The organism is Zunongwangia pacifica (assembly GCF_023499215.1).
In the GTDB taxonomy this organism is placed as follows: Bacteria; Bacteroidota; Bacteroidia; order Flavobacteriales; family Flavobacteriaceae; genus Zunongwangia; species Zunongwangia pacifica.
Genome location: NZ_JAKHSK010000036.1, coordinates 27518 through 50642 on the forward strand (window position 1 = coordinate 27518; position 23125 = coordinate 50642).

The 23125-nt window shown below is 32.3% G+C and carries 15 protein-coding genes; 3 read left to right on the plus strand and 12 right to left on the minus strand.

Features of this window, described 5'->3' with window-relative positions; translation table 11 throughout:
- Window positions 1-2 precede the first annotated feature (2 nt).
- Together sbnA and L1967_RS18450 are read right to left on the minus strand one after the other, a co-directional pair.
- A complete protein-coding gene (gene sbnA, locus L1967_RS18445; RefSeq protein ID WP_249602978.1) occupies window positions 3-2813 on the minus strand; it encodes a 2,3-diaminopropionate biosynthesis protein SbnA in 2811 nt (936 codons plus the stop codon).
- Between the two features lie 486 nt (window positions 2814-3299).
- Window positions 3300-3596, minus strand: coding sequence for a hypothetical protein (locus L1967_RS18450; protein ID WP_249602979.1), 297 nt, complete (start codon window positions 3594-3596; stop codon window positions 3300-3302).
- A 493-nt stretch (window positions 3597-4089) separates the two neighbouring features.
- On the opposite strand from L1967_RS18450, the gene L1967_RS18455 reads away from it, so the two are divergent.
- Window positions 4090-4461, plus strand: a complete 372-nt coding sequence (locus tag L1967_RS18455) for a helix-turn-helix domain-containing protein (RefSeq protein ID WP_249602980.1) — start codon at window positions 4090-4092, stop codon at window positions 4459-4461.
- A gap of 213 nt (window positions 4462-4674) precedes the next feature.
- Here the strand turns inward: L1967_RS18455 and L1967_RS18460 are convergent, their stop codons facing one another.
- The gene (locus tag L1967_RS18460; protein ID WP_249602981.1) at window positions 4675-9195 is read right to left on the minus strand and encodes a DUF6443 domain-containing protein; all 4521 of its coding nucleotides are present in this window, start codon (window positions 9193-9195) and stop codon (window positions 4675-4677) included.
- Between the two features lie 101 nt (window positions 9196-9296).
- Complete coding sequence (locus L1967_RS18465) at window positions 9297-12374, minus strand: hypothetical protein (protein WP_249602982.1); 3078 nt, start codon at window positions 12372-12374, stop codon at window positions 9297-9299.
- Window positions 12375-14428: 2054 nt separating this feature from the next.
- On the opposite strand from L1967_RS18465, the gene L1967_RS18470 reads away from it, so the two are divergent.
- Both L1967_RS18470 and L1967_RS18475 read left to right on the plus strand, forming a co-directional pair.
- Entirely contained in the window at window positions 14429-14941 is a 513-nt protein-coding gene (locus L1967_RS18470; RefSeq protein WP_476756505.1) for a Crp/Fnr family transcriptional regulator, read from the plus strand.
- Between the two features lie 74 nt (window positions 14942-15015).
- Window positions 15016-15816, plus strand: coding sequence for a type 1 glutamine amidotransferase domain-containing protein (locus L1967_RS18475; protein ID WP_420856426.1), 801 nt, complete (start codon window positions 15016-15018; stop codon window positions 15814-15816).
- Between the two features lie 189 nt (window positions 15817-16005).
- On the opposite strand, the gene L1967_RS18480 is transcribed toward L1967_RS18475, so the two are convergent.
- The 8 genes from L1967_RS18480 to L1967_RS18515 form a co-directional block, all read right to left on the minus strand.
- Window positions 16006-16554, minus strand: coding sequence for a hypothetical protein (locus L1967_RS18480; RefSeq protein WP_249602985.1), 549 nt, complete (start codon window positions 16552-16554; stop codon window positions 16006-16008).
- A 147-nt stretch (window positions 16555-16701) separates the two neighbouring features.
- Window positions 16702-17424: a phytanoyl-CoA dioxygenase family protein gene (locus L1967_RS18485; RefSeq protein WP_249602986.1), complete on the minus strand. Its 723-nt coding sequence runs from the start codon at window positions 17422-17424 to the stop codon at window positions 16702-16704.
- Between the two features lie 68 nt (window positions 17425-17492).
- Window positions 17493-17630 carry a hypothetical protein gene (locus tag L1967_RS18490; protein ID WP_249602987.1) on the minus strand — a complete coding sequence of 46 codons (138 nt, stop codon included), beginning with the start codon at window positions 17628-17630 and terminating at the stop codon, window positions 17493-17495.
- A 1297-nt stretch (window positions 17631-18927) separates the two neighbouring features.
- On the minus strand, window positions 18928-19359 hold the full coding sequence (locus L1967_RS18495; protein ID WP_249602988.1) for a hypothetical protein: 432 nt from the start codon (window positions 19357-19359) through the stop codon (window positions 18928-18930).
- Window positions 19360-19935: 576 nt separating this feature from the next.
- Window positions 19936-20487 carry a hypothetical protein gene (locus L1967_RS18500; RefSeq protein WP_249602989.1) on the minus strand — a complete coding sequence of 184 codons (552 nt, stop codon included), beginning with the start codon at window positions 20485-20487 and terminating at the stop codon, window positions 19936-19938.
- Window positions 20488-20491: 4 nt separating this feature from the next.
- Entirely contained in the window at window positions 20492-21361 is an 870-nt protein-coding gene (locus L1967_RS18505) for an RHS repeat protein (RefSeq protein ID WP_249602990.1), read from the minus strand.
- A gap of 262 nt (window positions 21362-21623) precedes the next feature.
- The gene (locus L1967_RS18510; RefSeq protein ID WP_249602991.1) at window positions 21624-22016 is read right to left on the minus strand and encodes a hypothetical protein; all 393 of its coding nucleotides are present in this window, start codon (window positions 22014-22016) and stop codon (window positions 21624-21626) included.
- Complete coding sequence (locus L1967_RS18515; protein WP_249602992.1) at window positions 22009-22845, minus strand: RHS repeat-associated core domain-containing protein; 837 nt, start codon at window positions 22843-22845, stop codon at window positions 22009-22011. The genes L1967_RS18510 and L1967_RS18515 overlap by 8 nt, the downstream gene beginning before the upstream one ends.
- Window positions 22846-23125 lie beyond the last annotated feature (280 nt).

Below are 23125 nucleotides of genomic sequence, written 5' to 3' on the forward strand. Positions count from 1 at the left end.
TATTACTTAGATTTTGAGATCGAGTTTTTTAAATTATTTATTACCTGCTTTGCCCAGATCGATGAAAAATCGTTTCGGTTTCTTGATAGGGTGTCATTATCGAAAGTAACACCTTCGGTGGGTGTGCCATAAATGGTGATGTTTTTTCTGATATTTCCATCTTTATCAATTGGATGTCCCTCCCTGGAGAGATCCATCCCTCCTGTTTGGTAATTTCCGGTATAATCTGTATTCTGAAATAATCGCATCTCACCTTCTTCTAAAAGATTTTTATAAAGTAAGGAAGACTGTGAAGGTATTTTTATTTTAGGAATACGGGCATCGATATGATAATCTGGAATGATCCTTTTGTTTGAATTACCGGAGAAACTTTTAGCTATTTCAAATTTTTGATGGTTAAGTTGTCTTACTTCAGGAGATTGACCAAATGTAAAATCTAAAATCCCGGCTTTAAGTAATGCTAATATTTTATACATATTTTCCAGAGGTGGTCCATAACTAATCCTATTGAAAAATGATGCATATTGGTTATCGAATATTTGGTGTGAACGGGCTGTTAATCCTCCAAAACTATAAAGTCCATTAAATATAGGACTAATGTCGTGCCAGGCGCTGATGGCGGCCAATAAAGGACTTTTTTCCTTTAAAGAAACCTTTGCTATTGTTTCTGCCAAAAAATTTTGTACGCTAACCGTATTGTAAGCTTCTTTATTTATAAAAGGAGATTCCAATTCTTCAAAAGAAAATCGTTTTTCAGAGGAATATTTAATGTGAAATCTTTCAATTTCATTCAGCATTTCAGAAAACTCTAATGATCGATTCAAATTTTCACCACAATTTTTAAATGCTAAGCTATAGTATCGAAAAATAAATTCTTGTCTGATTAATGGCAATAGATCATCCACGAAATCAAACTTATTAGAAGTATCTTCTCTAAGATCTTTTAAATTTTCTGAAGTAAAAAAGCGTAATTCAGGTACATTAGGCATCTCTCCTACTCTTGGAATCATCAACGCACCAGACCTGGAATATGGATAAATGTACGCAGGTTCTTTTCCTGAAGGAATGTATTTCATCGATTGCCCATTACCTACAAAACGCCCTCCTCTACCTTCGGTTAGTGCTAAAGCGGTATCTATAAATGTTAATCCCATTCCCTTTATGGCGACACTAACATTAGCATTTATAGCTGCTAATTTTTTTGTAACAGGATATACAAAATCGACAATCGAAGAATCTGTTTCTTTATTATCTAAAACCTCTGTACGATTTCCGGCATGACCTGTGGTTAATAGCAAATGATGAACCTTAACCTCATCTGACTGATTTGCTCCGGCTGTTGTTAGATGTAGCAATCCCTCATTTTCAGTAATATTTACAACCTCTTCGTTATGGAGATGTATATTAATATTTTCCGGGACTGAAGAAATTAAACTTTTAAAGCAAGAAATAAAATACTTTCCTACCATTGTACGCGATGAAAATTGATCTTTTAGCTTACTTTCCTCTATTCCGGTAGACGCACTAAGCCATTTAACGTAACTCTTTAAATGACCTATAGCTTCTGGTTGTGTTTGAGGACGAATATCAATTTTCTGATTCGTGAAATTCATTTTTAAATAATCTGGCTGATCTGTTCGATACACATCACCTGCACCAAAATACTGGTTTTTATTATAAAGATGAATATTCACTATTTCCTGAATATTCTCACTTTTCAACTCAGCTAATAAACGTTCCAGTCCATATAAACCTTTAGGCCCAAGTCCTACAATAGCTACATTATATTCTGAAAAAGGTTTTATTTTCCATCCTCCAATAGGTGTTAAGGCATGATAAACGCCCGGGATATTTTTTAGTAACCATTCCTGATTATAAATGGTGTCTAAATATCTGCTTCCACCATCACTCAACAAAAAAGCACAACGGGAACCTTCCTCAATTTGATTTTCGTATTTATGGAAAGCACTTATAATGGCTCCTGAGGATCCACCAACAAGAATACTTTCCTTTTTAAGTAATTCCCAACAACCTACAGCACAATCCAAATCGTTTACTTTAATAAAATCATGGATATAACCTTCATCTAAAAATTGCGAATCCACTCCGGCTCCATGCCCGGGAATATTTCGAGTTCCAGATTTACCTCCAAAAAGAACGCTACCAAAAGCATCTACCGCTATAATTTTGGTATTGGGATGATTGACTTTTATATAATTGGCACATCCCATTAAAGTTCCACAAGTACTAGTAGCTACAAATAGATAATCTAATCTTCCATCTAAAGCTTCATAAATTTCTTTTGTAGTTTGATAGTGTGTTTTGGGATTATTTAAATTCCCATATTGGTTGCTCCAAAAACTATTTTCTGTAACCTCAAGTAATTCTTTCACTTTTGCCAGGCGAGCACCTAAAAATCCGCCTTCTTTAAAAGGTTTTTCAACCATTTGCAATGTTGCTCCGTAGGTTTCCAATAATTGCGAAGTAAGATTATTTATTTTAGGATCTACGACAACAATTAGTTTTAGCCCCATGACCAAACAAGCCTGGGCAAGACCAATAGCCATATTTCCGGAGCTGGATTCGATAACCGTATCTCCTTTTTTTAGTTCTCCAGCTTCCATTGCTTTTTGAAGAATATTGTACGATGTTCGGTCTTTAACACTGCCACTGGGATTAAAACTTTCGAGTTTGGCAAAAACTTCAGTTTTAGAATTAGCAGAAATATGATTTAATCTTACTAATGGAGTGCCTCCTATAGTTTCTAATACGGTATTAGAAACCTGAAGTCTATCTCTTAAGCTCACATTCATCTTCAATCTGGATTAGGTTGGTTAAAGGATTAAATGTAGATACATTTATTCATAAGAAAATCCCTATTAATTAAATAATAACATATTTAGTTTAATTATAACTTTTTAGTACCTTCTTTAAGACTGATTAAAAAAATTTCACTCTTAAAAAAGAACATTTTCTTAGTATATGTTATAAAGAATGTAATAATTTAGAAATGATGAAAATACTTTAGCTAGTTTTAAATATATTGGGTTGTATTGCAGCTATTTTAAAGTAAATAAAATTCTTCTTATTAGCTTTTAGATAAGTTTTTTACCAATGTGGAGTTTTTAAAAATATCATTGAACCAAATAATGATCTTACTTCTTTTCAATAAAATTTTGTAGACTGAGTAAAATTTTTTCGAGATTTTAAACGTAATTTAATTTTTAGCAACATTCTCATTCTCTCCGTAATGAATAGTTTTCACTACAAAAATAGATGAATTAGGTGTTAATCAAGATTTATTCTTTTTCTACATCTATAACTAAATTGGACTTGAAAGATAATTTTAAAAATTCCCGTTTTGAAATTTCATCATATTGTATATATAGCTCAATTATATCAAAATACTGATGATTCAAGTTGATTTTATTTTTTATAAATCCGTAAGAATTTACAGTATATTTTTTATCTGAATTAAAAATACTAAACCACCTCTCGATTAATTTATTAGTTTCTATTTCTGTTAAAACATCTCTATTTATAAACCTTTCCATTTTATCCTTTTCATTTATTGTAAGGTTTATTAAAATATCCAAAGATTTATAACACTTATTGGCTTCAGATAGCGTTGCAAGTTTTTAGGACTTCCTTTGGCTTTTTGTTCTTTTTCCTCGTTTAGTGTACCTGCACTAATCAGGCGTTGTAATCCATTATTGTTTGGTCTTGTTCTGCTGATCCATTGACATATAAAAGGAAGCTTCTATTGCTGTTATCTTCGTAGATACTTTCCTGTGTGGTGCATAATGTAACGCAGACAGGGCCTTCAACTGTTAGTTTTATGGTTTTTGTATTTTTCTTTATAACTTTATGATTTACTCGTTTTGTAATACTTCTTTTGCTTTGTAATTCTCATAATGTATAGAGTGCGTTTTCTGCTCCGTCCATATCTTCGATAAGGATAAGTTTATGCTGTAATTCTGTGCGGTTGAAGTAGTAAAAAGCATTCTCACTTAACACCGTCATATCTACGATGTCGTGTTCCGGGATGAGTTCTGCAATGTGTCTTTCCTATTCCGGCACTTATAGATTATGGATATAGGAATCGTCATAACAAGACTGCGCAAGGATAAAGTTCTGTCACGTGAGGAACTGGGAAGTATCGTTGGAACATGTGGCGCCGTGATAGGAAGATATGAGCGTAACGAGATCACGCCTTCTGTTGAGATCGCCAACAAGATTGCACAAGCTCTTGATGTTTCCCTCGATTATCTCGTGGGCAACAACTCTTTTATTCCTACCGACAAACAGATATTAGATCGTGTCGAGGCCATTTCCAACATGCCTGAGGATGAACAGACACGGATCTTTAACGTTATCGATACTCTACTGCGCGACTACAAGGCTAAAAAAGCTATGCATAAAAAACCACTCCGAAGAGTGGTTTATAAATATCGAAGCTAGGCCGTAGTGCTTTAAGCATCCTGCTTCTTGATGAAAGTTCCATAGACTAGAAATAGGATGAATAATATATAAGGGATTAGTAAAGTTGAGTCAAAAATATCTCGTAAGGAAGTAACTTTTGTTTCCTCTAGAATAATTGCCACGAGAACTCTCAAACCTATACCAACTAAAAGTGCAACAATACATGTTTTAAAAAACAAGTAAAGTCTGTTTTTATTCTCTACCTTCTCCTCCATAACCACTATAAAGACTTTGCTGTAATTTTTCGATCTCTTTTCTTCTTTTCTCTAATGCCTTTCTCTCCCTAGGCGTGAGAGATTTTTCCCATGCTGCAAGATTACTACTTTGCTTTTGAGCAACTGCAACACCAAAAGTACCTACTAAAAACCAAGGGTTTTTGGTAACCTTAGAGGTTGTAGTTTTTTCTATTGTTGCTCCAATACCTAAAGCATGCAAACCTTGTTTTACACCTGAAGGATCATCCTCTCCAGATAGTTCTACCCATTGATCATAGCTCGTATAAGAGTCTTCATCAAATGCAGTTATCTGAGTCCCCTTAGCTGTTGTAGCCATTTCTCCTACTTCTAACTCACTTTTTGAAAGATTGTCCACAACAGTTCCATCAGCATTTAAAGTAAATGAGGATAATAATTCTTCAAACTCACCTGTTTCCTCGTTCAAACCTTTGCCTGAGTTGATTGTACTTGAAGCAAATGCGTATTTGGCATTTTCAAACCCTTTTGAATTAAAAAAGATCTCAGCATTATCCTCAGTCAAATCAGGATCAAAATGATAATTCCCGTCCTGATCTATATACCAATCTAAACCGTCAAGGTCAAAAATAATGAGAGGGCTAGACCCAGCATAATTATATGGCGTGTGTGAGTAATAGTTTTCCTCATGAGCGTCTACGGCTAAAAATCTTCCAAGAGCAGCGTCATAATTTCTCCAACCAAAATCAAGCCAATCAAGACTTAATTCATCTTGTTCTTCTTTACCGATAAAAGAAAACTTGTTCGCAGCAGAATTCGAGTTCCCAGAGACCACATTATTATACCCCTTGTGCTGTAACCCGAAAGGATAGTAGTTTTTCTCACTGATGATTTCAGAGCTAGCCTCGATGGTTCCGTTTTTGTTCAAGTCACAGTAACTCAATCTAACGTTGCCTAAGTGATCAGTATAGTTATAAAAATAACTGAATTGATCGTTTTCATAATTAATATAGCCTTGATCTTGTTTTATCATCTCTATAATTGGAGCATTTGATCCAGCTTTTTTATAAATAAATGCACCATCATATTGAGTTCGGACATTCGATTCTTCATCATATTTTTCAAGCTTATTCCCATTGGCATCATAGGTGTAAGTTAAAAAACCATCATGGCCATTACCCTGCACATAAATACTCTCTGGTAAATTTAAAAAATTATAGTCAATATTTTGAACTCCTTTTTTGTTAAAATCATATCGTAAATTACCATTATCATCATAATCATAATCATTCGCAGTACCTGAACCATCTGCGAATCCAGCATCAATATTTGAATTATCATCTACCTTTAGTAATTGATTCCCATTATAAGTATAAACCAAATTATCCATAGTACTAAAGCTTGAGCCAGTAGTATTACCTTTACGCTGTAAGGTTAATATATTACCATTTTTATCATATGTAATACCCGATACATTGTAGTGAGATGTCTGCTCAGTAAAAGAAGTTCCTGTACTATTGGCTCTTCTAAATTTAGCATCTTCAATTCTATTCAGTTCGTCGTAAGAGTATGCATAACCACGTTTCCTATTAGAATAAGCACTCTGCGTATTTGCTGAGCGCCATAATACCTCGCTAATGTTTCCATTGTAAAGAGGATCTGAAAGTCCCATTTGAGGTTGATTGTAATTTATAGAAAATGCAAATAAATCAGATCCCAAATTATCGATGTTATTCACACTTTTTAACCATCCCCTGATGTTATATTTGTAATCGATAGTTTGTAAGCCACCCTGATCGGGATCTCCTCCTACCTGATTAGACACTAATTGACCAAGTTCATCAAAGGTATTATCCACAATCAACTCCAAAACATTAGAATTGATTTTTTGAGTCTGTTTCTTTAATCTTCCCTGATGATCGTAAACCATATTATCTGTCAATGTTATTTCAGGACTTCCACTATCAGACTTTATATGTTTGTTAAAATTTTCAATAGGCTTACCAGTAAAATCTAATTTTGTCTCTACTAAGTCATTAGTTAGCAAATATTCATTAATACTCTTCGTCCAAACTATGCTTCCATATTTATCATAAGCCATTGTAGTATTAACCCATTTAACTGGGCTTGTATTTAGCACTTTAACACGAGTTACAGCCATTAAACCTTTTATATTCGAAGTAATGTTTTCTCCTCTACTATTTGTCCCTGGAACAGAAACATAACCTTCCGCTCCTATAGGTAAATATTGATCATAATAACTAATCGTTAAAACCTCAGATATATTGGTGGATGGATAACATGCGTTCGTGTAATAAATTTCTGCCCCACCGATTGTAGATGAAGATTGGCTATTTGATAAGCGTGTTTCAAATAAATCTGAATCGTTATCAGCGTTATTTTGGTGTGTCGAACGAGTGGCTGAATTAATTATAATACCGGTATATATTACACGACCTAATTGATCATATTTAGTAAACAACCATTTACCCTGCTTTCTTAATTCTCCATCTTGGCTCATTATAGGTTGACCAAGATCATTATATACAATATATTCCGGCTTCTTACCAGGAAGTTTCTTTTCAATAAGACGATTTCTCGAATCATATTTATATTGATAACAAAACTTATCTAGTATAGTTTGGTTAGGTTTTACTGAGGGATTAGCTTCTGGGGGTAATACGAAAACAAGATTTCCGAAATCATCATAAACATAATAGGTATCAATATTTTCTACTCCTTGACCTAAAACATGATTTCTTTTTAGTAGCGTTCTATTTTGAAAATCTACATAAATATCAGCATCGTGTTCATTCTGATCTGAACTAGTATAATTCTCATCTCTAGTGGTTAGCTTAAATAACTGAGGTCTACGATCATTCCCTTGTGCCATAAATTCTCCATTATCGACTAAAGTAGGTTTAAATGGATTTACCGCGGAGTTATAATCAACGGAGTAATAACGTACGTGATCTGAGAATTGAACAAGATTATATTTTTTTTTGATAGAATGAGAATCTTGATTGTCTAAACTCCAATCATTTCCAGGAGCACCTTCTTCTATTATTAATCCCCTAGGAGCATTTTCATAAATTACCTCAGAGTATGGGTTGAGTGTATTTTCATATTTACTTGTATTGTAAAAAGAACTTTGGCTTGACATAGCTGAACTTCTAAATTTAGCTTTATCTAAATCTGTTGATGCATAAGGTAAAAACACCTTAGGTGATCTGCCTAAAGCATCATATTCATATGGAGTGACAATATCTTCTTGATTTCCACCACCACGCACCGCTACACTTTGTTTTATTCTTCCTAATTCGTCATAATAATCTACAGTTTCAATTTTTTGAGTTTCATTTGAAATATTCTCAAAATTTGAAATTGGCTCTAATAATCTTATTTTCTGAATATAATTTTGGTTCGAAGAATACATTTCGCCACCAATGACCTCAGGTAAAAAACGAATATTATCAATTGCTATATCACTTTGAGGGCTTTGAGGCGCATGCCCATTAAACCTAAGTTTTATGAGGGTTCCTATATAGCTAGACAAATCTATTTTAGCATTAAACCAATTTGGTCCCTGATCTCCAATTTTTGACCAAATATTTTGCCAGGAACTACCTCCATTTGTACTAACGTCCACATACAAATCACCCATTCCCTGACCGAACATACTGTAATAAAAACTAAATAGCGCTGTTGAAATATCAGGAGTAAATTCTTGTGAAACCAAATATTTATCGCCATACATACTTGAAGATTCGATGTATATATAGTAGTTTCCGTCAATTGCGGAGTCAGGACCTGTCTTACTTGTAGGAGTTGTTCCAGAATTTCGTGACCAACCGGATATAACTTCCCAAGTACCAAAGTCAGTTTCAAAACTTTGATCTTCGGTTGGTTCCGATACGATGGGTGGTCCCAAATCTTCGCAAAAGGTTTGGGCGTAGGTTGGATCACCAATTTGTCCTGGAGTTAATATTTGTTCTTGAGGATCAATACTACCTAAATCCTCAATAATTAAATACCATACGGTATTTCCATCCATATCAAAAGGATAAAAATAATTCTCCATTAATCCATCTTGATTGATATTAACAGTACTTCCTCCGTTGAACATTCCTTGATCCGAGCAAAGATTCGACAAACCTTGATAATCATCTTCATTAAAAGACTTAACCCTATATCGACCTCCTTGGATACTATTTTCATTAAAACCATTTTGACAGATATCATCCTTATAATCGTATACAGAAATATTTTGAGGTGATAATTCCTGATATCCCTGACTAGGTTGCAATATTTCGGTAACCAAATAATATTCTGTTATATTATTTCGGTATAATTCATAAACATAATTGGTACGCAACCCAAACGATGTTTCTATATTATATATTACTCCTTGCTGAGAAACTCCCGAATTACATTTGTTATTTACATCATTTATAGAATTCCCAAGAAAAATAAAACGAGCAGCTTCGAAAATCGCTGAATTAGAACTATTAGAAGATTTCATTATGGGGTCTGCTTTAATTGAAAAGTTGCAGAACATCGATAAGAATATTAAAAGTAATATCGACCTATAATAAGTTTGGCTAGAAATATTAGAAGTCATAATTATTGATTTTTATAGTTATAATTGTAGAATTCAAGAATATGACCATCATCATTTTTCATTTCTTGGAGTCTATTTAAAGCATCACGCTTGTAGTATGATATATTCCCATTAGGATCTATAATTCGGGTTACTCCTTTCAAAGGATCATACGTGTACGTCCGAACCTGAACTGAGGATTCCGCATTAGAATTTACAGCCAATCTTAATTTCTGCAACCAATTAGATAAAGCCTCCTCTGCATTTTTATCACCATCATTATCCGCCAATTGACTTAAATAAGATAGAGTTTGCCCATAAGATTGATTTAACCATGAGTTTATTGTATTCAATCTAGCCCCTTCTACCATTGCTATTACTTGTTCATCACTGTATCCATAAACTATACTTGTATAAGCACCATTAGGTTTTAATATTTCTGTAGGTAAACCTTTAACATTTCGCGATATTATTTCTACTGTTGGTACTGTTTCATTATCACGAAGTTCAAGATCAACTTTTTTTAGATCTATTAATCCATTACCAAAATCAGCATATTCAAATGTTTCTTTTGTGTAGCTTCTCCCAGTTATTTTAATTTCCATAGGCGTAGAAACTCTATTTTGGTCAAAAAGCTGTTGAGCATATGGAAAATCATTAACCACTATTCTCGCTCCATCAAATTTTACTGGATATTTTATATTCTTCTGAGAGTACCATGAAATGGTATTTGATTCACTTAAATTTTGCGAATTATAATCCAAATCAAAATTTGATATTACTTCACTAGTAATTAATGGATAATAAGAATCATAATATAAATTTTTCTCGGTAAAGATTCCATCAGTTTCATCTTGAACAGAAGATAGTTCTCCATCAATATCATATTCGGTCACTCGATGAGTTTTAAGTAAAAACCTGGAAATAGGATAATCAGCAGTCTCTTTATAGCCACCACACCAATTAAATTTTGCTAAACCTTCACTACTATAAGAATTAGATGAACAACTATTATGTACCACATTATAATATTCCATAGGCAAATAATCGATAATATCTTCTTCATAAATAAATCTCTGATGTCTAATAATTTTATTTGACGAATTATAAGATACATCTGTTTTTATCATCCCCCGCAAAAAATCATTATCAATACGAATCCTACTTTGTGTAAGGTTATCCCATAATGTACTTACCGAAATATGATTTGAAGAATAAGTTTTTAATGGATCTTCATCATCATTTACGTAATAACTTACTTCACGTTTACCATTATTACCTCCGATATTTGTTTCTGTAGCATGCGAATAATAAACAAAACTCCCTTGATTATATTGAATTTCAGTTCTAGGCGTAGAAAATATGTCAATACCTAATTGATTAGATAAAGATGTTAAATTTGAAGGCGTAGAAAAAGAGTTGGTTCTTACATAATAAGCAGCATATTGTGGCATATTTCCAATTTTCCCTATGGGATAACTATAGTCCCAAGTTTGATTTGGGCTTTCGGCACTTTCCAAAGTTTGTGACTTGATTCTTAAACCTCCGCCATTAATAATTTGACCGTTATGATTAAATTGATTTAATTCGTACTCAAATTTCCTTGAACCTCCCGTAGGCAGAACAATTTCTTTTAAAGAGTAAGTTTTAGCATAATTTAAATTCGATAACAAAGAGAAGTTTCCTTGCAAGGATATTGAAGAAGTTGAATTGAAGGGGGCTATTAAGTAATCTTTGTAATATAATTTTGGTACCGGATTTGAAATAGAAGAGGAATAACTACCGTTATTATAACCAAGAAAGTCATACGCATAACTATCTCTTGGAGGCATCGTATAATCTTCATTATATAAAAACGCATATCCAGGCTTGCTCACACCATTTTCATCCACCTCTGATATCTCTTTTAGCTTCAGTCGTTTAGAAGCAACACTACTACTATTAATTGATGATTCAAAATAACCGTACTTTAATTCATATTTTTTCACCAAATCTCCAAAATTATCCTTAATCTGGATCTCATTAAGTTGTTTCTCTCCTGGATTATCCAACCTAACAGTTTTATATATAAAATCAACTTCTCCTCCATTAAACTCTATTTTAGTCAATCGATGTGTTGAAATTAATTTATTACCTCTGTAGATCGTATTATAATTTCCGTTCGAACCTTTTGAATAAGCTCCTCCCCCATACGATTTTATTATTTCTGGTATCTGGTCGTAATACGAGCTAAAATATTCATCGTAGGTATAACTTATTTTCTGTCCAGTTTTCAGATCTTTTATCTCACTTAATCTAAAAGAATTAATTTGAAATCCATTAATAACATCCTCAAGTTTAGCTACAGATAAGTCCGAATAAGTATATTCAGGTAAATCGAAGGTATATTGTATTCCTGAAAGATTGGTGATTGTTAAACTTGTAATCCCCCACATTGAAGTTGTAACCTTTTCTGTACCATTTTCAGTGTAATATATTTTAGGGTTTGTTCCTAAATTCACAATAATTTTGTTCCGCTGCGCATGAAGTTCAACAGGTGTTCCGTTCGGCGTTAAATAAAATTCGGTACTGATACCAGGAGCATCAATCTTGAAAATATCAGGGAGTGCGTCATTGGAAGGATTTAGCGTAGCTGAACCAAATTCTGAATTAGGATTTATATTATAAAGCCATCCACCAGGCGTCAGGTAATTTGAGGACTGAGTACGTTTATACGCTGCCGCATAATCAGATAAATCTTTTACAGATCTAACCAATGCACCCGATCCCTTCAAACTCCAACTTAAGCCGTAATTTGGCGCCATTTCCGCAACTTTAACACCGCCCATAACGTAATTTAAGCTTATCGGTACATTTAGACTTCCCAAACTAATTTTGTATATAGGGATCGAAACATCTACTTTCCCTACAAATGTATTTACAGGAAGAATTGAGGATTGAATGAATGACGAGACCTCTGGACTATGAACAGATGGTGCTATAATTTCATTTGCTAGCAAATGATCATTGCTACTCAAGAAAATATCATCTTGTGCTTGCGACTCGAAAATAATTAATAATAATATTATTGTAAGTCTAATTTTAGTTAATATAGAAGGCATTCTATTTTTAAATTTAAATTCATGGTTAAACTATTTATTATGTTTCTATTAGAAATAATTACTCTACTGTATTCCAGAAAATTGTATTGTATTATAATTTCTATCTTCAAATTAAAGTCCATGTAGCATATAATTATTCTAAAAAATTATTTACTTCTTTAATTTCAAATTAAATAGACGTAATAGCTATGAAGACTTTAAATCGGATTGTTTAAAAAAATTACTTTTATGTTCCAAATCACTACCTTTTTAATAATCATTCAGAACTTTTTGAATTAAATATTTTCTCATTCTAGAAATAAATAGGACTTTCTACCTTATAAAGCAAAAAACATTTTTCAATGATCAGAACTAATGCCCCATTTTGTCCTACCCTCAATCATCATATTTCCAATTTTTTTTCATTGTATCAAATCTAGCAGAGCGAGGAGTTAAAAAAAAACCTAAAACCTTACTTTTAGTAAGGTTTTAGGTTTTTTTTAATATTATTATAGAGAAAGAAAAAACAAAAACCTTTAAATTATATGAATTACTATTTGAATTTGATTAAGAATGACCTGCCTAACTTCATGCCACTTATCAATAAAAAGAAATATAAGGAAGCAAAAATCTAGTTAATGTTCATCCCTAATCTCTACAAACATTCATAATTTCAAACTCTGAAGTACTCCCTTCTGTAAGTAAAACTTAGCTCCTAAACTAAGTTCTAATTTTCATTTACTACGCAGCTTTTCTTTCTTGTTTTAAATATCTGTTAATGGGTCTTTCATTTTCTATTCCTTAATGTCTAATTCTTTTGTTGTAAAAATCAAAATAGTTACTAAGTTGCCGGTATAAGGTTACTCCTAATTACTAGGGATTTAGATAAATACTCTCATATTTTGCAATTCTCCATAGACGTTTATAAAACATTATCTGAGCTCTTTCTTTACCCTCCATACTTAATTAATTTAATATCCTTTGAGAGTACACTGTGTATAAAGATCTCTGAGGTGAATTGACTGCCCTAATCAGTACTGATGATTTTAGATTTAACATTAAGGCGAATGGCTTCCTTAACCACTTATTTAAACCAATGGACTTACGAATTTAATAACGAACAATTTAACACATAGCAGAGATCAATAACTGCTACCAGATCATAAGACCTTTCCGCATAGGAATTGTAGGTAATTTCGATTGCCCAGATCTGATTGGGTCGATTTACAGTAAGGTTTCTCGGTAGGTGATGATAGATCTCATGTTCTTTGTGACGCTGTGAAGTATGCTTTCCGGAAATAATAGTCCGGAGTCCTATCACTCTGAAATAAAGGCGCCCAATTCTCTTTTTCTTGATCCGGTCTTCTCTATTCAAGGTAAGACAAGTATGTATACGCCTTAAACACTTAAACGTATGATGGATATAATGCTTATCCATAAGTGGCATAAGCTCTAAATTGGTTAAGGCTACAAAGTGACATTATCTTTCTCTTTTGCCTGTACAATGAATTTGATTAATTCATCTTTGGTAATTGCATAAATTATAGATTGTTTAGCACAATTTTTTAGAAATTATAAAACTAAAAGTCAGTAACTATCTTAGGGGCAAACCTAAGAAGCATTTAATTTTTAAAACATTTAAAAAGAGACAAGTATCCGAGCATTAAATCTTGATTATCGAGTAAAAGTATCGATATTCTCATAGTGGAATTTTTAGCCTGCTATCGTAAGTTTTATTTGCAGTTTTATATCTACTATTACTTTTAATGTAGTCATAGCATGCTCAGATTAATCTAGGTACTCTTTATTAGAATTAAAGCTTTCCTGTTCAGCAAAAATCTTAGTTATAGAACTAGAAAAATATTCTTTTATTCTAATCCTTCCAACACAAATTAGCTAATAAGAGTATATTTAAAAAATTACTTATCCTTATATTTACAAACATTTTTCATATTTCAGTTTTAAATTATAAATACACCAGATTCTTCACTATTTTAAACTTTTACCCTATCGAAAATCATATAGTCACTGAAATTTTTAAAGGAATATCGCTTTCTTCTGAAGAAGTTCTTTTAATTGCCCGTCACCTCGAAAAAATAGCATTAAAAAAAGGCGAAAATTTATTAGAAGCTAATGAAACAGTGCTTCACCAATATTACGTAACCCAGGGGTGCCTGCGCACGTATTTTATAGACCAATCGGGTAAAGAACATACTTTGCAATTTGCGATCAATGATTGGTGGATAAGTGATTATACCGCATTTTTTAGTAAGAGCCAGGCGATCATGAATATTGAATGTATTCAGGATGCCAGCCTCTATAAAATATCTAAAAAGGGGATGGAGGAGTTATTTTTGAAAATACCACAACTAGAAACTTTTTTCAGAAAAAAAATGGAAAGGGCTTTTGCCAGTTTTCAGAAAAGAATTTTATCTGGCTTGTCCCAATCGGCAAAAGAAAGGTACTTATCATTTATAAAAACCTATCCAAATATCGAGCAAAGCGTTAAGAATTATCATATTGCCTCTTATTTGGGAATCACAACCGAAAGTTTAAGCCGAATAAGAAGAGATAATGCCAAAAAGTGATTTCTTACCATACATCAATTTTTAAGGACTGCCTTCGTGCTACATTTGTATTCGTAAATTAGTGAATTGCTTAAATGAAAAGAGTATTAACAGTGATTTTCACTGTGGTTTTATTTTCTTCTTGCGCACAAAACGCTAAAAAAGAAGTGCAATCGGAATCAACAAATAGTGAAAATCCTCAAAAAAACATTGAAATGAAAAAGGTATTATTTGTATTAACAAGTCATGAAGATCTAGGCGAAACCGGAGAAAAAACGGGATTTTGGATTGAAGAATTTGCAGCTCCTTATTATCTTTTAAAAGATAAAGGTTTTGAGATCACTTTGGCCTCTCCAAAAGGCGGACAGCCTCCTATAGATCCTAATAGTAAAACCGAAGACGCTCAAACTCCAGCAACAGAACGTTTTGAAAATGACAAAGAAACTCAAAAAGTTTTGGCAAATACCGTAAAGTTGGAAAATGTGAATCAGGAAGATTTTGATGCGATATTTTACCCTGGTGGTCACGGACCGTTATGGGATTTAGCTGAAGATAAACATTCTATTGCACTTATTGAAGATTTTTATGAGCATAACAAACCAGTTGCTGCCGTTTGTCACGCTCCAGGTGTATTTAAACATACTAAAAATGCTGAAGAGAAGTCTTTAGTGGAAGGTAAAAAAGTTACCGGCTTCACTAATGAAGAGGAAGAAGCAGTTCAGCTTACTAATGTGGTTCCTTTTTTAGTGGAAGATATGCTTAAAAAGAATGGGGCCATATATTCTAAAAAAGAAAATTGGGCTCCTTATGCTGTTGAAGATGGTTTATTAATCACAGGGCAAAATCCGGCATCTTCTGAACTGGTTGCGGAACTTTTAGTTAAAAAACTGAACTAGTACCGTTCAATATCATTTATCAAAAAAGCGACCTGGATAGAATCTGGGTCGCGCTTTTTTTATAGTTTCTTCATCTTTAATTAAGAAAATTGAATGAATAACATCTAATACTATGAATCTTTAATGACAAAAGATTACACAAGTAAGCCTAGTATTTACAGAAAATTACAATCTTCTTCGATTTGTTCATTACAATTTTCTTTTATCACTAATCATCCTTTGATTGATGCTATATACTATTCCTACAATTAGTCCTATTAATCCCCCTATATAACTGAAATTATGCATTGAACCTACTGCAATGAAATCTTCAGTCTCAATTAGATTCTTGGGTAACCACCAATCCACATTCGCATGGTTTAAATAAAATTTCCCATAGAAGAGGCCAATTAATCCAATAAAAAAGGTCACAGCAATGGTAATTAGTATTGCTTTCATTGTAATTCTAAACCTTCTTTTGTGTCCGTTATGAATTAATCCAACGAATCCTAGAATCCCTCCAATCAATAAGCCCATCCACCACGTCGCCATGATGCCAACGATTGATACTTCAAATCTAGGATTGAGAAAAATCGCTTCATTTCCAGAATCAACGAGGCCAAATTGATAAAATTTAAATTTTGTATAATATTCGGGAGAAATTGAATAAGTTAATTGGTCATTTAGAATTCCGTAGATTCCACCGATTATAGGAGCTAAAACAATGGTTAAAATAAGAATAAGAATTTTTTTATACATACTTCTCATATTCGATAATTTTTTCTGAAATATGACCATTCCAATTAGCTCGGAAGACTATATTATATTGACTACAAAATAGGTTATAAATTAACCGGCATCGCAAAATATTTATCTTTAGTTAGCTAATTTGCCTGCTTTTACCAACTATTTTTCTATTCTATAATATTCCAACCAATCTAAAGGTTCTTTTAAAGTATGCTTATTAAATTCTAAATGAATAACCCTTCGCTGCTTTCCATTTGTTTTTCGATTAGAAGCGTGTAGAGTTAAAGGCTTCATTAACATTGCTCCGCCTCTTTCCACCTCACATATAAATTCTTTATCGATCTCCCAGTCTTTTGATTCTGCCCGAACTATTCCATTTAAATGAGATTTTGGTATAACCTTTAAGGCTCCATTATTCCTGTCAGTTTTATCTAAATGGATTCTTATGGTTATTGTATCTTGCAAAATCGCTATTGGTGGTTGCACCCCAAACTGTCCCTTTTTATATGTCCAATTTACATACTTTTCCAAATCGGCTTTTTTATCCACTGAAATACTCAAATCCTGATGATACGTAACAAACCAATTCGATTTGCTTGGTTTATCAAAGTAAATAGCTTTTGTTAAGAAACATTCAGATTGATAAAGTTCTGAAATCAATTCAATCATTTTTTCATTAAACAACAAATCGGGTAATAGAGGAACATTCTTAATTAACTGTCGAATGGCAAACAAATCTTTTGTTTTCATAAACGAGCTTTCGTCTTGCTCTGCATTTTCTATACAAGACAACATCTTACTTATTTCGTTTTCTGAATAGAGATTTGATAAAACGGAATATCCATTTTCTTCAAGTTCTATTTTTTCCTTGGTGTATCTCATTTTATAGTTTGTACTATATTATGTTTAAATTTGTTTTTACATTAACTATCGACTAATATCGGAATTTTTCAATTTTCGATTGCGAAATAAACTTCAATATGATCGGGTGAGATTTCTGCGGCATTATACTGCATTTTCAAAGTATAACTTCCCTGGTTTTTAGTGGTAATTTCAGAAATTACAATATGATTTGATTCTTGCTCCATAATGGACGTTATGAAAGTAATGAGCGTACACCGTCTATAGACATTGCTTAAAACATTGCCGAAGCTCTTGAAGTAAGTTTGGATTATTTGCTTGGTGATACTACTGTTTTAATAAAGGATAAAAAAAACTCTACCGCAGTGAATTACTACAAAAAATAAATCCTGCCTATAAAGATAGGATTTATATATGCTGAACGTAATGCTTAAAGATGCACAGGATAAAACGCTACAGGACAGCCTTAGCTTAATTATTTTGAAATCAATTTCTATTTAGATTGCTTTATAAATCCTCTGGATTCATCCTAAAAACTATATTTCTCTTACTTATTGAATCATAAACCTGATATTGAACGAATAGAAAATTCACATTTGAATCAAAAAATTTCATTTTCTTGGCAGTGATTTCTTCAGACAAAACAGCCTTAAAAATATTGTTTACTACCAAAGTATCTAATTCGGTACTATTAAGGGCTGTTACATTAAAGTATCCTGCTGGCAGACACCTATCAATTTCTATAGTATAATCACTATATCCTTGATTAATTTGAGCTACTGCTTGTTTGTCTTTTTCTTTAATTTCGTCTGCTTAACAGAAGGGGTCACAGCTTATTGTTATAAAAATTATAACGAAAGGAAGTATGTATTTTAATTGGTCCATTTATACCAAGTATAATGAAGGCTAAGAGCTTGCCCTAATTGATTATTCCATATATCTTTCCATTCAAATGCTGTTCCACCTCTTCCGAGAAAAGCATTCCAGAGGTTGCCATTTGCCGTATCCATTCTTAAATTTTGAACTTCATTCAAATTAGCTATGTTGATCCCTAGCCAGGTACCATATCTCTGACCCGAAAGAAAAGTCGCAGCTTGATGTTCAAAATCATTATTGGCAACCCACCAATATCATGTCTTAAAATCTGTTCTCTACACCTAAATAGATGTAAAGCAAAATCGAAGGATTCAAAGTTTTCAGTGAAAAAATTAACTGTCCTTTCGTAATCTCCATATCAGGATTTAGCTTTTCCATTTGAGAATAAATAAAATCCTCTCCATAGATATGAAAATTTGCAGCAAATCGTTTGGATGCTTCCATCCCTGTTTAAGCATCCTTTTCCTTACCCTGATATTTATATCGGTATTTAGATTGGTTCGCATCATTGTGCTGAAGTACCCAAATTTATTATTAAACTTATACTTTCTACTACTAAAAACAAAAAGCCAAACTTTTATAGCATAGCTTCTGATTACCATAGCTATTATGGCACTCGACAAAGTAGATCGCTAGAAGAGAGCTAGTTTACCAAAATAAATCATTTTTCACATTGTTTTCTTCTAAAAAATCTATAAAAGCTCTTTTTTTAAAGCTGTCATCTCCATAGTAGTAAATTGTGGTTTTAAAAAAATCTTCTTGATTAATAAATATTTTAGCTACTCTTGATTTACAGTTCATTTCAACCATAACAGGATGAATTCCTTCATCCATTTTTCTTACTATTTCTGGATAAAAAGTGGCAAAAGCATACATAATACTATCCCTAGTATTGAAGGTCCCAGTTGTAATATTTTTAATATACTCATTATGAGTATTAATCTCGCCTTTGATTAATTTTAATTTTAAAACACCCGCTGTATAGGCATTAAGTAGGTGATGATCTAAAATTCTGGCTTTAAAGTTATAATTACAACTATTAAAATATAATTCAGATTCCATTCGGTCTTGCTCTGTCATTTTTGGAGCAATAAACTTTATAAAAAAATAAGCTATTATTATAAGTAATAGAACTAGTGTAAAAATTATAAACCTGACTTTCATTTATATTATTAGTGAAAAATTAAAATTGGGAGTTTGGGAGTGACCTCCTCCGAAGAGTAAGGGATCGTAGTTAGGGGTGTTTTTAAATTATAAGCTACAAAAAAAGTTTTACCAGCTTCTACTGCACCTCCAATACTTGTATTCTTTTATTAAGTCATTGGGTATCCTTATTCTGCTTAATTAGATATAAACTTAATTCTTCAATTTATCCTAATAATAAAGTTTCCACAGTTTCTAAACTATCTAAAGCTTAATTGTATTAAAAAACATAATCTTACCAATTTTTGATATCTACCTCAACTAATTTACATGGGTAATTCAATTAACATTAGGTCTTAAATCTTGCTTTATAGTTCCAATTGATACATAACCATTTTGAGAGTTAATTATGACTCATCATTTCTAACTTTGTTTGAATACCATGCTGATACCAAAATTATTGAAACAAGATTGATATTCGATTCTGAAAAACCAACGATATTTCTCTATGGACTAGAAATCTGAGTTCTTGGGTAGTTGAAACCAATTTGATGCTAAATGTTTTTCTTTATTATTTACAAAATAAATATAGTGCAACCTTAATTTTTTTGGCAATGCATTTTTACTCATGTAAAAATGTTCCTTTGAAAATATCTTGTTGAGCAAAATTTTCTTCTCTCCATTTTCCTCTATTCTTATGTTATATATACTATCATTATCTTGAAACAGATAGCTTGAGAAAAAATCAACACCTATAGGCATTTGAGAAAATTTTCTAAATTCCATAGCTTCATTTTCAATTATAATTGCATCTTCTTTTAAACCCTCTGTCAACTCTTTAAGACTTGAAAAAACAACTCTTTTATCAAGCTTATCTTCAAAATTAAAGTTTGAAGAGTCAAATACAAGATTCATCTCACCCTTAAATGTTAATGCAATTTTATAATCATCCTTAAATTCTTCGGATAATAAAATTTCAACTCTGAAATCACAACTATTTTTTTGATGATTTTTTTTTTGACATGAAATAAATAATAAGACTAAAACAAATAAACTTTTCTTCATATAACTAGTTTTTGCCATATCTCCTGTGAACATAACCCCAATACCACTCTACATTTTCTTTGTGCCCTGAGGTTGTATTTTTATAAGTATGATGTGCTTTCTGAGTTTCAATTGCACTCTCTTCATAATACAATTGCATCGCGTTTTTAGAACTCCAAACTCTATCAGCATATCTTAAATGTAAAGAATAAAGTATATAATGATCATATTCATGGACTAAGTTATTTCTCAAGTTAAATACATTGTCCAATAGTACATTTTCCTCACCAAAATTATACCTTATAATAAAAGAAATTTTACTGTTGTCAAATTTTTGCACAAATTTTTCTTCCATGGTTCTAATTAATTTATAACCGTTACCAATACCAATAAATGATCTACCAGATTTACTACTAAATGTTTTAATTCCTCCAGGAAATTTAGACTTATCAAGATAGTTACCATGACCAAATTGTGAAACAACATATTTCTCTACGGATGCTTCACTCCCAACAACTTTAGAATTATTTGTAATTAACTGGGAATTAGCTGTTAATTCATCCAAATTACCATTGAATTTGTAACCTGAATTTACAAGATAAACCGTACCGTTACTAATACCATCATCATATATAATTTCACCAGTATCAGAATCAACCCACTGAATGTCCTCCCCACCATCTGGGTCAACTCTGATTATAGGATTATTCCCCATTCCTAGATATGGAGAACTATATTGACCAGCTGGATCTGGACTTAACCATCTACCAATCCTACTATCCCAAAGTCTTAGCTCAAAGGCTTCCATCCCTGTTTCAGCATCCTTTTCCTGAGCCTGATACTTATATCGGTATTCAGATTGGTTAGCATCATTGTCTCTACCCGGTATTGGCATCCGAGTTTGATAAATACGAGCTTTATGAACTTAAGCCTATTATTTATGTCTGAAAACTTGTCTAATGGGCTAGTTTCTTTCAATATGATACTTACCCTCGATACGGTGAAAATTATAATCTATCCCCACAATTAAACATTAGCTAATATCTTTCTTAAACATCCTAATTGTACTTATTCGAGATTCAAAGGTGCATGATAAGTATTCTAAAAAAGAAGCCTATTAAGATTCTTAAGCTTTTCCATTCTATAAAATATGCCTATTATTCGTCATTCTCATATACACGGACATTCCCATCTTTATAAACAACCTTTAGTTTTCCTTTATTTAATAAATTTTCAAGCACGAGTGAATTATTGTAACTATCTATAAATTTTGTTGTAGAAAACTTAATTGCAGTAGTATCTTCATAATAAGGCTTAAAAGAACGTCTTTTTTCAAGAACATTACCCTCATTATCAATTACTTCGATATATTCTACTTCATCTCTCTTACCGATATAAGGATTAACATAATAAATTAACTGGTCAGGTGTGGGAAGTTCCCTATTCATTAAAACCTTGACTTTTTCTAATTTATAGTGATTTATTTCCTTTGCACAACTAATAAAAAGTACTATAGTTGCAATTAATAAAATATAAGTTGATCTAGTCAATTTTAACACCATCATATTTTCCAAAATATTGCATTCTTTGATTAATAGGTAAAACAAAAGGAACTCTACCGTATTCGTCATATAGCCATTGCTTAAATCCTGAGGAAGTTTTTGGCCAAAATTTTGAATGAATTTCTTTATGAGTTGCTCTTTTTTCCCAAGCCCAAAAAGTTTTAGAGTCATGGTAATCATACGGTATTCCAGATAACCAATCGTTTCCATGGCCAACCAATTCGTGGCGCATAATTGCATAAACATCCCATCTGTTCTTTACAAGATTTCCAATATCTCCTTTGTCAAATTTTGCAACCAATACTTGCCTTTCATTTCTTTCTACTGGCCGACCTGTACTCCAGCCACCTGAAGGCTTGAATTCAATGTCAACATCTTTAATAAGTTGGTCTTTAATATTGAAAACACCTGCATAATGTTCTAATACTTTCACTTCTATTTCAGGAGACACATTTGTTGTAAAATTATCCAAGTTACCGGCGTCCCAATCTTCTTTAGATATGTAACGTATATCGTCTGTTCCCCCACGACCTAAGTACTCTCCAGTTTTTTTGTCAAAGTAATCGTCTGCCTTTCCACCATCAAGATCTACTAACTTTACAGGATTATTACCCATACCAAGATATGGAGAACTATATTGACCAGCTGGATCTGTAGTTAACCAACGCCCAATCCTTGCATCCCATAATCGAAGTTCAAAGGCTTCCATCCCTGTTTCAGCATCCTTTTCCTGCCCCTGATATTTATACCGGTATTCAGATTGGTTCCCATCATTGTACTGAAGTACTGTATTTATTATTAAGCTTATACTTTCCACTTCTAAAAAAGATAAACTTTTATAACATAGCTTCTGATTACCGTAGCTATTACAGCACTCGATAAAGTCCGATCGTTAGCAGAAAACTAGTTTACCAAAATAAATCATCTTTAATATTATTTTCTTCTAAAAAATCTATAAAAGCTCTCTTTTTAAAGCTGAAATGATTTAAACTTTTTTTAAAAATAAAAAAGGGTTGCAGATATTTGTGTTGCGAAACATACAATTATCAAAACCAACCCTTTATGTACTCTGTACTTGACAAAGATACAATAGAATT

Excerpts from the sequence above, each read along its gene's own strand:
- sbnA (WP_249602978.1), bottom strand. The coding sequence starts at position 2,813 with ATGAATGTGAGCTTAAGAGATAGACTTCAGGTTTCTAATACCGTATTA.
- L1967_RS18505 (WP_249602990.1), bottom strand. The coding sequence starts at position 21,361 with ATGCCAATACCGGGTAGAGACAATGATGCTAACCAATCTGAATACCGA.
- L1967_RS18500 (WP_249602989.1), bottom strand. The coding sequence starts at position 20,487 with ATGAAGAAAAGTTTATTTGTTTTAGTCTTATTATTTATTTCATGTCAA.
- L1967_RS18465 (WP_249602982.1), bottom strand. The coding sequence starts at position 12,374 with ATGCCTTCTATATTAACTAAAATTAGACTTACAATAATATTATTATTA.
- L1967_RS18485 (WP_249602986.1), bottom strand. The coding sequence starts at position 17,424 with ATGAGATACACCAAGGAAAAAATAGAACTTGAAGAAAATGGATATTCC.
- L1967_RS18480 (WP_249602985.1), bottom strand. The coding sequence starts at position 16,554 with ATGTATAAAAAAATTCTTATTCTTATTTTAACCATTGTTTTAGCTCCT.
- L1967_RS18495 (WP_249602988.1), bottom strand. The coding sequence starts at position 19,359 with ATGACAGAGCAAGACCGAATGGAATCTGAATTATATTTTAATAGTTGT.
- L1967_RS18475 (WP_420856426.1), top strand. The coding sequence starts at position 15,016 with ATGAAAAGAGTATTAACAGTGATTTTCACTGTGGTTTTATTTTCTTCT.
- L1967_RS18490 (WP_249602987.1), bottom strand. The coding sequence starts at position 17,630 with ATGGAGCAAGAATCAAATCATATTGTAATTTCTGAAATTACCACTAAA.
- L1967_RS18455 (WP_249602980.1), top strand. The coding sequence starts at position 4,090 with ATGGATATAGGAATCGTCATAACAAGACTGCGCAAGGATAAAGTTCTG.
- L1967_RS18460 (WP_249602981.1), bottom strand. The coding sequence starts at position 9,195 with ATGAAATCTTCTAATAGTTCTAATTCAGCGATTTTCGAAGCTGCTCGT.